Consider the following 11,907-nt stretch of genomic DNA (forward strand, 5'->3'; position numbering starts at 1 on the left):
CGGCTGGCGGGTTGCGCTCAGTGCTTCTTGATGTGCGATACCGGGTCCGCGTGCGTCTCCGCGACGTTTTTGGACTTCTTCTCGGCCCGTTTTTCCTTGATGGTCTTCACCGGCTTTTTGGCCATGCTCCGGTGCGGTGATTTGTCAGGCATGCGGGTGCTCCCTCACAGCGGGGCCGGAATGGCCCCATAAGATAAAGCTACGCCTCCGGCACCGCGACGTCGACGATTCCAACGAACCGGCTGCCCACACCCTCATACTCGCTGCGGACCAAGCCGGCAGCGGCTGCGGGACGCTCAAACGAGGCGTGGTGTTCGCAGCAGACGTAGGTGAAGTCCGGCCACCATTTCTTCGGCCGGGCCGCTTCGGAGAAGCCGCAGACAGCACAGGAAAGCTGGACCCAGACGGGGCGTTTACCGGTCCGGTTGGCCTTGGACTGGACCAGCCACTGCGGCGGGTTGTCAAGGAGTTCGCCGAGTTCGGTTTCGCTCAGCCGGGACGGGATGCCGTGACGGTGAGCCATTTCCAGCGGAATGTCGAGGACTTGGGCTGCTTCACGTCGGGTAACCATGCTTCAACGATACGGGATCGGATGCTCCGTCATCGCAGTCGGGAGGCCGGCGTTAGGCTCGTCACAGGGCAGTGAGGGAGAGCCCGAGCGCTGCTGCGGCGAGGCCGAGGATTAGGTTGGCGGCGACGTTGAGGGTGGCGGCGCGGTAGCGGCTTTCGCTCGCAAGCCGGACAGTGGCGGTGGTCCAGGAGCTGAATGTCGTGAGGCCGCCGGCGAGTCCCGTCGCGAGGCCGGACTGCCACTCAGGCCCCAGTCCCCAGTGTGCCGTGCCGCCGATGGCCGCGCCGATGATAAAGGAACCCGTCACGTTGACGGCGAGGGTGGTCCAGGGCCAGTGGGAATGACGGGCCGGGAAGGAGTTAGCAAACCAGGAGTCGACGGCGAAGCGCAGCAGGGCGCCGGCAACACCGAAGGCTCCGACGAGCAGTGCCGTGATCATGATGCCCGGCCGGTCAGATCAGCCATTGCCTTTCCGGTCTTCCACCCCGCGGCCGCCGCACCGAGCCCCAGGACGAGTGAGAGTCCCAGATAAACCAGCGAGCTGGTTTGGAAACCGGCCCTGAACTGCTGGTCCAGGGCGAACACCACCGCCGAAAACGTAGTGAAGGACCCCAGCAACCCGGGTCCGAGTCCGGCACGCAGCCAGAACGCCGTCTTCGGCCGCGCGATCCAGACGGTGGTGAGGGCCGCGAGCACAAAACTGCCGAGGACGTTGATCGCCAAGGTGGTCCAAGGGATTGTCCCGGCGGATTCCGGGAACACCAGGCCGGCCCCGTAGCGCAGCTCCGTTCCGATCAGGCCGCCGACGGCGACGGCCGTCCATGCATGCCAGCCCGGCGACCGGTCATGCGCCGCACCCGCCGTCCGGGGGAGCGACTTTGCCGTGTGTTTCATACCCCGGCTCCGGTCAACTCGGCCCGCACTCAGGACCGCCCGAGGCTGCAGCCGGGATGGGTAACGTCACTGTGGACCCAGAGGGCGGAGGCGACTTCCTCGGCCAGATCCACTTCCTGCCCGGCCGCGCCCGAGCCGATGCGAACTACCAGGGCGCCGCCGAAAGGCTTGCGCCCCAGCACCTCGACGTCGTCGTCAAGGTCGATTTCTTCCGCGGAAAGGTAGCGCAGGAGCTCGGGGTTTTCGTCACTGATCCGGGTAATCCGGCCGGTGTGCCCATCGTCGAGCTCGCTCATCCGGTGCGCCACCGGGATCAGGACGGAGCCGTCGGCGGCAGGGATCGGATCCCCATGCGGATCACGCCGCGGGTTCCCGAGCTTGGCTGCCATCCGCTCAATGAAGGTGTCCGAGACGGCGTGTTCGAGCAGCTCGGCCTCGTTGTGAACCTCGTCCCAGCGGTAGCCGAGTTCCCGGACCAGGAATGTTTCGATGAGCCGGTGCCGTCTGACCATGGACAACGCCAGCCGGACACCGTCGGCGGTGAGGGTGATCGCGCTGTACGGCTGGTGGTCCACGAGTCCCTGGTCCTTGAGCTTGCGGACCATTTCGGAGACCGAGGAGTTGGCGACGCCGAGGCGTTGTGCCAGCTGGGTGGAGGTGATCGGCTTGTCCTGCCACTCCGTAAAGGAATAGATGACCTTGACATAGTCCTCGATCGAGGAAGAGGGCAGGCTGGTCTTCACAGCATCCAGCCTACCGTTAGCCCGCGCTGGCGAAGGTCAGCCACAGCAGTGCGAGGTTAAGCGCGACCACCAGGATGACGCTGACGACAGCTGCGATCCGAAGCGCCATTCCATCGGCGAACCGGCCCATCAGCGACTTGTTACTGGTCAGGACAACCAGCGGGATCAGCACAAAAGGGATTCCGAAGCTCAGGACAACCTGGCTCAGGACCAGTCCCCAGGTAGGATCGAAACCCACGCTCAGCAGCACCACCGCCGGTACCAGGGTGATGATGCGCCGCAGCATCAGGGGGACCCGGATCTTGAGCAGCCCCTCCATAATTGAGCCGCCGGCGTAGCAGCCAACGGACGTGGAAGCCAGTCCGGAGGCGAGCAGCCCGACGGCGAAGATGACGCCGATGACGGGTCCGAGGCTGCTGGTGATGGCGGCATGGGCTCCTTCGATGGTGTCTGTTCCGTCCGCACCGCCGAGGGTCGATGCGGCCAGCAGCAGCATCCCGATGTTCACAAGACCGGCGAAGGCCAGGGCGACGACCACGTCCCAGCGGGTCGCCTTGACCAGCCGGGCGAGGGCCGGGGCGGGAACATGGACGTGCGGGTCCGGACGATGCCGGTCCCTGGACAGTGCAGAGTGGACGTAGATGGCGTGCGGCATCACCGTGGCGCCGAGCATGCTCGCGGCCAGCAGCACAGTCTCGGGACCCTGGAAGCCCGGGATCAGCCCGGCTGCCACACCGGCAGGATCAGGCGGGCTAACAAAAAGGCCGGCCAGGAACCCGATGGTGATGATGCCGAGCAGGAAGATAATGATGAACTCAAATGGCCGCTGCTTGTTCCGGGCCTGCACGGCGAGGAGTCCCATGGAGACGGCGCCGACGATTACGGCGCCAAGGGGCAAAGGCAGTCCAAAGAGCAGGAAGAGCGCGATTGCCCCGCCCACCACCTCGGCAAGGTCAGTGGCAGCAGCCACGATCTCGGCCTGCACCCAAAACGCCCGGCGCCAGAACGGCTTCAGCCGCTCACCAAGAATCTCCGGCAGGCTTTTGCCGGTGACAAGCCCGAGTTTGGCGGACTGGTATTGCACCAGCACGGCCATAATGTTGGCGGCCACCAGGACCCAAACGAGCAAGTAGCCGTATTGCGCTCCGGCGGTGAGGTTGGCCGCCACGTTGCCGGGGTCCACGTAGGCGATCGCGGCAACAAATGCCGGCCCCAGCAGGCCGATCATGGCCCGGCGGCCGGCCGGTTTCGGCCGGGCGGCCGTCGCCGGTCCCGCGCCGTCGTGTCCTGTTACGTCCAGCACTGGGCTCCCCTGCTAGGTGCGTCGCCGTCGACGCGGGCGGCAACGGCGGGTGGATGCCTGCGCCGAAGTTTGCGAACGCCTACAAATAATTATTAGGCATACCGAAACCATAAGCCACGGTGGCTGTCCGCGGCAACGTCGACGGCTCCAAAAGGACCTTTCCGGCCGGTGTCAGGACCGCACGGCCCGCCAGCTCTGTGTCAGGTAGGGGAGCGGGATCACTTCATCGCCCTGATGGCCCAGGTGCTCGTGCAGATACCAGTCGAGGTTGCCCAGCACCTTGGTGCGGGTGGCCTGGCCGGCCGCCAGGTAGTAGCTGCGGGACTTCGCCAGCGCCAGGATGTCTGCGCCGCGCACCGGATCTTCCCACCGGGTGAGATGGCTCTCCAGTCCCGTAAATTCAGGTCCCAGCGGCGGTGTGAAGTGCGGTTTGTGCACGTCGCCGGCATGCATAATGCGCGAGAGCCGGTGCACCCAGGGAACAGACGTGTCCAGCTGGTTCCAGATCAGCCCCAGGACACCGTGCGGGCGGAGGATCCTGGCGATTTCCGTGCTGGCCAGCAGCGGATCGCACCAATGCCAGGCCTGGGCGACTGTCACCACGTCGAAAGCACCGTCGGGCAGCCCCGTCCGCTCCGCGGTACCCTCGACGGCGGTGACCCCGGGAAGCGCCCGGCGCAGCTGTTCCAGCATGTCCGCGGATGGGTCCACTGCCACCGTGCGCAGGCCGCGCCCGACCAGCAGCGCCGTGAATTTCCCGGTTCCGGCGCCGAGGTCCGCGGCATCCGCTGCGCCGCCGGGGATCAGCCAGCCAGCCGATTCCTCGGGATACCCGGGCCGGACGCGGTCGTAGTGTTCCCCGCCGTCCTGAAAGCTGTGCCCCAGCTCCTGGCGCCGCCCCTGGGGCAGCTTGGGTCCGCCGCGTGCCACGTTTGATCTCCTTCGGCAGGTCCGGGTACGTACCTTGTGAATTTACCGCACCGGGCAGGGGCCGCGTTTGCAGGGGCCGTGTCTGCCGGCGCCGCCGGAGCCAGCGCCGCCGCACCGGCGGCCGTTAGTCCAGCGTGCAGGGCGCCGCCCCGGCCGTGCCGGGGGTATTGGGGGCCCAGTGCGGGTAGCTGCGGGTGTCGTTGGACGGTACCCAGCGGCCTGCGTCCACCACGTAGTCCCAGCCGAGGCCGTTCCCGAGCAGCTCCCGGACTCCGGTGAGCAGCCGCTGGGCGTCATCAAGCCTGGAGCCCAAACCGAAGCTTGCCCGAAGCGACCCCGAGGGCAGGCCAAGCCGCCGGAGCAGCGGATGCGCGCAAAACCTGCCGTCGCGCAGCCCCATACCGTGCTCGGCGGACAGGTAGGCTGCCACCAGGCCCGCGTCGTAGCCTTCCACCGAGAAGTTGACGACGCCGATGGTGCCGGCGCCGGGAAGGGTTTGTGACCCGGTGCCCGCCCCCGGCCCTGCAGCCGCGTCGAAGGTACCGCTGTCGGAGAAGATCTGGTGGACCGTCACACCGTCGATCCGGGCGAGGCCCTCCACCAGGAAGGACCGGATGGCGTTCTCGTGCGCGTGCCACTGGTCCGGGTCCAGCCCGGCGATGATTTGCGCGGCCCGGGCCAGGGTGGCGGCGCCGAGCACGTTCGGGGATCCGCCCTCATGCCGGGCGGGTCCCGTGGTCCAGCTGACGGTGTCGATCCGGGCGTCCTGGACGGCCCCGCCGCCCGCGAGGTGCGGGATGCCGGCGTCGAGCCAGTCGGGACGCCCGATCAGGACGCCGGCACCGAAGGGTGCGTAGAGCTTGTGCCCCGAGAAGGCGATGTAGTCGAGATCGTCCGTGGAGACGTTGATCCGCCGGTGCGGGGCCAACTGGGCGGCGTCGACGACGATCCGGGCGCCGTAGTCGTGCGCCAGCGCTGCCAGGGCGCGGATAGGCAGGATCTCGCCGGTGACGTTGGAGGCACCGGTCACGGCAAGCAGGCTGACGCCGCCGTGTGCGAGTTCCTCGCGGAGCAGCTCCAGGGTGGCCGCGAGGGTGGGGGCGGCAATGACGCTGCGGTGGGGTACCCGCTGCCAGGGCAGGAGGTTGGCGTGGTGTTCAATGTCGAGGTAGAGCACCTCGCCGGTATGCTCGCCGTTGACGACCGGCAGGCAGCCGGCCAGCAGGTTCAGCGAATCAGTGGTGTTCCTGGTGAAGATCACCGCATCGTCCGGCCGGCCGCCAACGAAGTCGCGGACAATCCCGCGGGCGTTCTCGTAGACCGAGGTGCTGATCTGGGAGGCATAGCCGGCGCCGCGGTGGACGCTGGCGTAGAACGGCAGGATCTCGTTGAGGTAGGCCGAGACCACGGACAGCGCCGGAGCCGAGGCACCGTAGTCCAGGTTGGCGTAGCGGACATGTCCGCCCTGGATGAGAGGCGCCTGGATCTCGGCGCCGGTCACCGCGGCCAGCGGCCGGCGGGCAACGGCGAACCGCGGATCGGGATGTGCCGGACCGGTGTCGGCCTGAACCTCGGCGGCGGCAGGAATGGTGGCAGTCGTCATGGGACCTCGCTCGAAAAGGACCCCACGCACCGGGGATCCGCGCTTGCCGGGTCCGTTCCGGACCGGCCAGGTCGTCACCCGGGGCACCCCGCCGCGAATGGAGGGTTGCCGGCCAGCAAACCGGGGTTTAGCGCTGGCACTCGTGACCTGGTTCGAGCCTAGGCCATGCCGGCTTCCGTGGAAAAGGCAGGGCAGGATTGTGAAGTCCTTTGTGACGGGCCGGTACCGAAGCTGCCGAACGGCGCCGGACGCGCTTACAGCAGGTCGTCCAGCCCGGGGTTCAGACGCTTGAGGACTTCGGAGTGCAGAATGGAGTTGGTCGCGAGGGCGTTGCCGCCGAAGGGACCGTCTTCTCCTTCGAGGGAGGTAAAGCGGCCGCCGGCCTCGGTGACGATCGGAACCAGCGCGGCCATGTCGTAGAGGTTGAGTTCGGGTTCGCAGGCGATATCAACGGCACCTTCCGCCACCAGGCAGTAGGACCAGAAGTCGCCGTAGGCGCGGGTCCGCCACACCTCTTCGGTGAGCCCCAGGAACTCGTCAAGGTTGCCGCGCTGCTTCCAACCTCCCAGGCTGGAATATGACAGCGAGGCATCCGGCAGGCTCGCGACGTTGGAGACCTTCAGCCGGGTTGCGGCCGCCAGTGAACGGCCCATGTACGCACCGGCGCCTTTTGCCGCCCACCAGCGCTTTCCCAGCGCCGGGGCACTGACAACGCCGACCACCGGCTCGCCCTCATCGACGAGGGCGATCAGCGTCGCCCAGACCGGGACGCCGCGGACGAAGTTTTTGGTCCCGTCAATCGGGTCGATGATCCAGCGGCGGGAGCCGTGGCCGGAACTGCCGAACTCCTCCCCGAGCACGGCGTCGCGGGGCCGGGACCGCGACAGCTGGCCACGGATGGCCTCCTCGGCGGATTTATCGGCGTCAGTGACCGGCGTCAGGTCCGGCTTCGTCTCGATCCGAAGGTCGAGCGCCTTGAAGCGGCTCATGGTCTGGGCATCTACGGAATCTGCCAGGACATGGGCAAGGCGCAGGTCGTCGTTGTAGCTCGAAGCGGGTTGACTCATGCTTCCAAACTACCGTCAAAGCGGGCAGGGAAGCGGTAGGCGCCGCGGCCTGCTAGGAGACGGTGCCCAGTTCCTTAACGTCCTGGGCTTCCAACCGCGGGTCTGTCCCGAGCAAACGGCGCAGTGAGGCGAGCCTGGCCGGACCGGATTCTCCTGCCTGGCCGGAGGCCACCCAGGCGTCCACGCCGCAGTTGACGGCGCTGGAATCGTGCTTGCAGCCCCGTTCGCAGTCGTCGGTGCCGGGCTCGAGGTCGGGGAAGGACCGCAGGATCCGGTCCGGGTCCACATGCGCGAGCCCGAAGGAGCGGATGCCCGGGGTGTCGATGATCCAGCTCCCCGCCGGCGCATCGTTGACTTTGAGGGCCAGCGCGGAGGATGAGGTGTGGCGGCCGCGCCCGGTCACGGCGTTGACACCGCCGGTGGCGCGTTCGGCGCCGGTGAGGGCGTTAACCATGGTGGACTTGCCGACGCCGGAATGGCCCAGCATCACGGTGACCTTCCCGTCGAGGTAGGCGCGCAGCTGTGCGACGGCGTCCTTGTCCAGCCGGGCGGAGAGCCCGTCATCGGAGCGGGCATCGATGCCCGAGGCGGCGGAGTCCGCCGTCTTGGAAATAATCACCGGGAAAGCAAGGTGCTGGTAGTTGGCGAGGAGCTCGGCAGGATCCTTGACGTCGGCTTTGGTGACAAGCAGCAGCGGATCGATCCCGGCGTCGTACGCGGCCACCAGGGCGCGGTCGATAAATCCGGTCCGCGGCTCGGGATTGGCGGCCGCCACCACGATCACCAACTGGTCGGCGTTGGCGACGACGGCGCGCTCGATCGGGTCCGTGTCGTCGGCGCTGCGCCGCAGCAGGGTCCTGCGGTCCTGGATCCTGACCAGCCGGGCCAGGGTGTCGGGCTCGCCGCTGACGTCGCCGACCAACGAAACGAAGTCGCCGGCCACTACCGGGTTGCGGCGCAGTTCGCGGGCGCGGGCGGCGATGATCTTCCGTTCTGCCCCCGCGCCTTCGGCGACGACGGCGGTGTAGCGTCCGCGGTCAACGGTAATGATCCGCCCGGTCACGGCATCGTCGTGGCTGGGCCGGTCCTTGGTGCGGGGCCGGGTGCCTTTTTTGTTGGGGCGGATCCGGGCGTCGGATTCGTCCCAGGAATCAGTGCTGCGTGCCACCGGAGGCGTCCTTCTCTGCCGGGGAGGCCCCTGCGGGAGGCGTGTTTCCTGCGCTGAGGCCAAGCATGGACTCCCACAGTTGCGGGAAGTCGGGCATGGTCTTCGCCGTGGTCCCAATATCCTCGACAACGACGCCCGCTACGGCCAGGCCGAGGATGGCGCCGGCCGTGGCCATACGGTGGTCGGCGTAGCTGCGGACGACGCCGCCGTGCAGCGGGGCGGGCCGGATGATGAGGCCATCAGAGGTCTCCTCCGCGTCCCCGCCGAGCCGGTTGATCTCCGCCACAAGGGCGGCCAGCCGGTCCGTTTCGTGCCCGCGGAGGTGGGCGATGCCACTGAGCCGGGAGGGACCGCTGGCTAGCGCGCAGAGTGCGGCGACAGTGGGGGCAAGTTCGCTGGTCTCGTGAAAGTTCCCGCCGGTGAGCTCCGGGCCGCCGGTGACGGTCAGGGTACCGTCGGTGAGCGACACGGTGGCCCCCATCTCCGCTAGCACGCTGCGCCACATATCGCCGACCTGCGTCGTCGGGGCCGGCCAGTTCGGGATGCGTACGGTGCCTCGGGTGGCCAGGGCCGCCGCCAGGAACGGACCGGCGTTGGAAAGGTCCTGTTCGATCCTGACGTCAAAGGCCCGGATGGGTCCGGGCGAGACAACCCAGTGGTTTGGGCGGGAATCGTCAACGGCTACCCCGGCTCCGCGCAGCACGGCGACGGTCATGGTGATGTGGTCAAGGCTGGGAACGGGCATCCCTGGGTGTTCGTGGCTCTGGTGTTCGAGGTGCAGTCCGTCCACAAACCGGGACCCGGCCAGGAGCAGTGCGGACACAAACTGCGAGGACGCGCTGGCGTCAATAACGAGGTGGCCGCCGCGCACGGCGGCCGCGCCGTCGACGGTGAACGGCAGCGAGGATGCCGGGCCTCCGTCGGGCGCGCTGACTCTGACGCCCAGCCCGGTGAGGGCTTCGATGATGGGGCCCATTGGGCGCTCGCGCGCGTGCGGATCCCCGTCGAACAGCGTCAGCCCCGGGCGCAGGGCCGCGAGGGGCGGCACGAACCGCATAACCGTCCCCGCCAGCCCGCAGTCCACCACTCCCGTCCCCCCGGCTGCCGCCTGGCTGATGGGCGTGATGGCCAGGTCCGGGCCGAAATCGCCGTCGCCGGGCACTTCCGTGATCCGGGCCCCGAGTTGCCGCAGCGCCGCGATCATCAGGGCGGAGTCCCGGGAGTGCAGCGGAGCCCGGAGCCGTGAGGGCCCGTCCGCGAGGGCGGCCAGCACGAGATAGCGGTTGGTCAGGGACTTGGACCCCGGAACGGTGACTGTTGCGTCCACCGGGTGTCCGGCGAAGGGCGCCGGCCAGAGGGCGGCAGCGTTCGCCGGCAGGGGGTGTGCGGCTGCTGTGGGGGTGGTGCCGGTCATTGCTGCTTTAGGCTCCGACGGTGTGGTCTACGGCTTTGCGTACGGCCTTGTCGGCTTTTTTCATCTGTTTGCCGGTGCTCTTCCGGACATCGGCCGCAAGGTGCTCAGCCCGCCAGGCCAGGCTGGGACGGCCGTCCGTGTCGACTGCGGCGAGCAGGACGCCGCCGGTCAGTGAGACGTTCTTGAGCAGCTGCTTGCGGCGGGCGTTGCGGCCCTCAGTGGAGGTGATGTCCGCGCTGCGCCATTCGACGTAGCTGTTGAGCGCCGAGATGACAGCCAGGATGCTTGCGGCCAGACGTGCCGACTTGCCGAGGGCAAACATAAGGCCGGCCCCGACCTGGGTGCCGCCGATGACCCGGGCGAGGACTTTTTCGCTGGTCTGGAACGGCAGGGACTCCGCCGCGCGGCGCAGCAGGGGTGAGAGCTGCGTGGCGGTGTCATCCGCGTTCTTGAGCTTGTCCAGCCCGGCAAGGACGAAACTGGACGCCAGCATGGGCCGGGCGAGAAAGCGGACAAACGACATGAAATTCCTCCTGGGTGGGCGGACCGCGGGAATGAAGCGGGAGAACCGGTTCTAGTCTTGCACTTTTGTGGAATATTTGCCCGCCGGGCGGGGTTGTCAATAGCAGATTTCAGGCCCTGGTTTAGGGCTGGATGTAGGTTCAGCGAGAGTCAGATCGGCCCGGAACGACTGGCTGGAACACGGTGCCACGGGCAAACGAGTCAGTCGTGGCGCAGGAAGGCGGAACTATGGTTCTGGTGAAGGATACGCCGTTAAGGAACAGTCTCTTGGCGACCAGCGGGAAACCGGCGTTAGGAGGCGGGCAGTTGTGGGCTGATGCCCTGCAGCAGGCAACCATGCCGGCAGGCCGGGACGGCCGCCGCACTCTCACAGTAGACTTGGGGGCAATGAGCACCATGGATCCGGCCGTCACGGCCAAGCACACGGTCGCCGGAAACGGTGCCACACCCGCCAAGCCACCCGCCGCCAGTCCTGCTGGCGCACCGTCAGGGGCTGCCCCGGAGATTGACGCCGGGCTGGACGCGGCGGCGCGGGAGACGATCGTGGACGGTCAGGCGCTGGACACTGCGACTGAAACGACGCAGGAACGCCGGGCGCGGTTCGAACGCGACGCCATGCAGTATGTTGACCAGCTGTACTCCGCGGCCATGAGGATGGCCCGAAACCCCGCCGACGCCGAGGATCTCGTCCAGGAGGCGTACACCAAGGCTTTCTCCGCGTTCCATCAGTACAAGCCCGGCACCAACTTGAAGGCCTGGCTTTACCGCATCCTGACGAATACCTACATCAATCTTTACCGCAAGCGCCAACGCGAGCCCCTGCAGTCCAACTCGGACACCATTGAGGACTGGCAGCTGGCCCGGGCCGAGTCGCATACGTCCTCGGGTCTGCGGTCGGCCGAAGCCGAGGCCCTCGACCACCTGCCGGACTCGGATGTGAAGCGGGCGCTGCAGTCCATTCCGGAGGAGTTCCGGCTGGCGGTCTATTTTGCCGACGTCGAGGGATTCGCGTACAAGGAAATTTCAGAAATTATGAACACGCCGATCGGGACCGTGATGTCCCGCCTGCACCGCGGCCGGAAGCTGCTGCGGGATATGCTCGGCGACTACGCCGCCGAGCGCGGATTCAGGGCTGCAGATGCAATCGCGGCTGCCGGAAGCGACAAACAGGAGAACAGGAAATGAGCGACTGCCAGGGACTGGGCGACTGCGACGACACCCGGATGCAACGTATCTACGAGTACCTCGACGGTGCCCTCACCCACGATGACATCGCCGAAATCAAGGACCACTTGGACGGCTGCCCGGAATGTTTTGAGCAGTACGACCTCGAATGTGTCATCAGGGTCATGGTGAAGCGTTCCTGCAGCGAGGCAGCCCCGGAAAACCTCAAGAACGCGATCCTGGACCGGATCCACTCGAGCAACCCGGTTGAGGCCTGAGCGGGCCCAAGGTTCGGCTCGACCGCCAAAAACGAATGACCCCGGAAACCGTGAGGTTCCGGGGTCATTCGTCCAAAGCTGTCATTCCAAGCTTTGCTTAGGCGTTGGGGCGCTTGCCGTGGTTCGCGCCGCCACGCTTACGGTCACGACGTTTACGTGCACGTTTGCTCATAGCTGGCCTCCTTAATTTTTGGTACTCAAAAGAGCTGCCCTCAAGTCTCCCACATCGGGGCACCCGCCGCGAACCGGC

15 protein-coding genes and 1 riboswitch are annotated in these 11,907 nt (G+C 67.1%); of the genes, 2 read left to right on the forward strand and 13 right to left on the reverse strand.

Translation table 11 applies throughout. The features are described from left to right. Positions 1-17: 17 nt before the first annotated feature. From QMG72_RS00485 to QMG72_RS00540, 12 genes are all read right to left on the reverse strand, one after another. Positions 18-152 carry a hypothetical protein gene (locus QMG72_RS00485; protein WP_256446742.1) on the reverse strand — a complete coding sequence of 45 codons (135 nt, stop codon included), beginning with the start codon at positions 150-152 and terminating at the stop codon, positions 18-20. A gap of 47 nt (positions 153-199) precedes the next feature. Next, positions 200-571 (reverse strand): hypothetical protein, encoded by a 372-nt coding sequence (locus tag QMG72_RS00490; RefSeq protein WP_226774403.1) that lies wholly within the window; start codon positions 569-571, stop codon positions 200-202. Between the two features lie 61 nt (positions 572-632). Beyond that, a complete protein-coding gene (locus tag QMG72_RS00495; RefSeq protein WP_226774404.1) occupies positions 633-1,010 on the reverse strand; it encodes a fluoride efflux transporter FluC in 378 nt (125 codons plus the stop codon). Beyond that, complete coding sequence (locus tag QMG72_RS00500; RefSeq protein WP_282360457.1) at positions 1,007-1,465, reverse strand: fluoride efflux transporter FluC; 459 nt, start codon at positions 1,463-1,465, stop codon at positions 1,007-1,009. Before QMG72_RS00500 ends, QMG72_RS00495 begins: the two co-directional genes overlap by 4 nt. 29 nt (positions 1,466-1,494) lie before the next feature. Beyond that, the gene (locus QMG72_RS00505; RefSeq protein ID WP_283479307.1) at positions 1,495-2,208 is read right to left on the reverse strand and encodes a metal-dependent transcriptional regulator; all 714 of its coding nucleotides are present in this window, start codon (positions 2,206-2,208) and stop codon (positions 1,495-1,497) included. A gap of 16 nt (positions 2,209-2,224) precedes the next feature. Further along, complete coding sequence (locus QMG72_RS00510) at positions 2,225-3,511, reverse strand: Nramp family divalent metal transporter (RefSeq protein WP_283479308.1); 1,287 nt, start codon at positions 3,509-3,511, stop codon at positions 2,225-2,227. A 171-nt stretch (positions 3,512-3,682) separates the two neighbouring features. Beyond that, on the reverse strand, positions 3,683-4,441 hold the full coding sequence (locus tag QMG72_RS00515; RefSeq protein ID WP_283479311.1) for a class I SAM-dependent methyltransferase: 759 nt from the start codon (positions 4,439-4,441) through the stop codon (positions 3,683-3,685). 124 nt (positions 4,442-4,565) lie between these two features. Beyond that, positions 4,566-6,044, reverse strand: a complete 1,479-nt coding sequence (locus QMG72_RS00520; RefSeq protein ID WP_283479312.1) for an aminotransferase class V-fold PLP-dependent enzyme — start codon at positions 6,042-6,044, stop codon at positions 4,566-4,568. 34 nt (positions 6,045-6,078) lie between these two features. Further along, positions 6,079-6,192: riboswitch (SAM riboswitch) on the reverse strand. A 106-nt stretch (positions 6,193-6,298) separates the two neighbouring features. Beyond that, on the reverse strand, positions 6,299-7,111 hold the full coding sequence (gene hisN / locus QMG72_RS00525) for a histidinol-phosphatase (RefSeq protein ID WP_226774409.1): 813 nt from the start codon (positions 7,109-7,111) through the stop codon (positions 6,299-6,301). Positions 7,112-7,163: 52 nt separating this feature from the next. Further along, entirely contained in the window at positions 7,164-8,279 is a 1,116-nt protein-coding gene (rsgA, locus tag QMG72_RS00530; protein ID WP_283479313.1) for a ribosome small subunit-dependent GTPase A, read from the reverse strand. Next, positions 8,263-9,693 carry a 3-phosphoshikimate 1-carboxyvinyltransferase gene (gene aroA, locus QMG72_RS00535; RefSeq protein WP_282360452.1) on the reverse strand — a complete coding sequence of 477 codons (1,431 nt, stop codon included), beginning with the start codon at positions 9,691-9,693 and terminating at the stop codon, positions 8,263-8,265. Before aroA ends, rsgA begins: the two co-directional genes overlap by 17 nt. 7 nt (positions 9,694-9,700) lie before the next feature. Next, a complete protein-coding gene (locus tag QMG72_RS00540) occupies positions 9,701-10,216 on the reverse strand; it encodes a DoxX family protein (protein ID WP_226774413.1) in 516 nt (171 codons plus the stop codon). Positions 10,217-10,602: 386 nt separating this feature from the next. On the opposite strand from QMG72_RS00540, the gene QMG72_RS00545 reads away from it, so the two are divergent. After that, positions 10,603-11,400, forward strand: coding sequence for a sigma-70 family RNA polymerase sigma factor (locus QMG72_RS00545; RefSeq protein ID WP_226774414.1), 798 nt, complete (start codon positions 10,603-10,605; stop codon positions 11,398-11,400). Further along, entirely contained in the window at positions 11,397-11,657 is a 261-nt protein-coding gene (gene rsrA, locus QMG72_RS00550; RefSeq protein ID WP_226774415.1) for a mycothiol system anti-sigma-R factor, read from the forward strand. The genes QMG72_RS00545 and rsrA overlap by 4 nt, the downstream gene beginning before the upstream one ends. Positions 11,658-11,754: 97 nt before the next feature. Here the strand turns inward: rsrA and QMG72_RS17805 are convergent, their stop codons facing one another. Further along, complete coding sequence (locus QMG72_RS17805) at positions 11,755-11,829, reverse strand: 50S ribosomal protein bL37 (protein WP_104061284.1); 75 nt, start codon at positions 11,827-11,829, stop codon at positions 11,755-11,757. Positions 11,830-11,907: the final 78 nt, after the last annotated feature.

It is taken from the genome of Pseudarthrobacter sp. PH31-O2 (assembly GCF_030063265.1).
Classification (GTDB): Bacteria; Actinomycetota; Actinomycetes; order Actinomycetales; family Micrococcaceae; genus Arthrobacter.

Excerpts from the sequence above, each read along its gene's own strand:
- aroA (WP_282360452.1), bottom strand. The coding sequence starts at position 9,693 with ATGACCGGCACCACCCCCACAGCAGCCGCACACCCCCTGCCGGCGAAC.
- QMG72_RS00500 (WP_282360457.1), bottom strand. The coding sequence starts at position 1,465 with ATGAAACACACGGCAAAGTCGCTCCCCCGGACGGCGGGTGCGGCGCAT.
- QMG72_RS00490 (WP_226774403.1), bottom strand. The coding sequence starts at position 571 with ATGGTTACCCGACGTGAAGCAGCCCAAGTCCTCGACATTCCGCTGGAA.
- QMG72_RS00540 (WP_226774413.1), bottom strand. The coding sequence starts at position 10,216 with ATGTCGTTTGTCCGCTTTCTCGCCCGGCCCATGCTGGCGTCCAGTTTC.
- rsrA (WP_226774415.1), top strand. The coding sequence starts at position 11,397 with ATGAGCGACTGCCAGGGACTGGGCGACTGCGACGACACCCGGATGCAA.
- QMG72_RS00495 (WP_226774404.1), bottom strand. The coding sequence starts at position 1,010 with ATGATCACGGCACTGCTCGTCGGAGCCTTCGGTGTTGCCGGCGCCCTG.
- QMG72_RS00545 (WP_226774414.1), top strand. The coding sequence starts at position 10,603 with ATGAGCACCATGGATCCGGCCGTCACGGCCAAGCACACGGTCGCCGGA.
- QMG72_RS00520 (WP_283479312.1), bottom strand. The coding sequence starts at position 6,044 with ATGACGACTGCCACCATTCCTGCCGCCGCCGAGGTTCAGGCCGACACC.
- QMG72_RS00485 (WP_256446742.1), bottom strand. The coding sequence starts at position 152 with ATGCCTGACAAATCACCGCACCGGAGCATGGCCAAAAAGCCGGTGAAG.
- hisN (WP_226774409.1), bottom strand. The coding sequence starts at position 7,111 with ATGAGTCAACCCGCTTCGAGCTACAACGACGACCTGCGCCTTGCCCAT.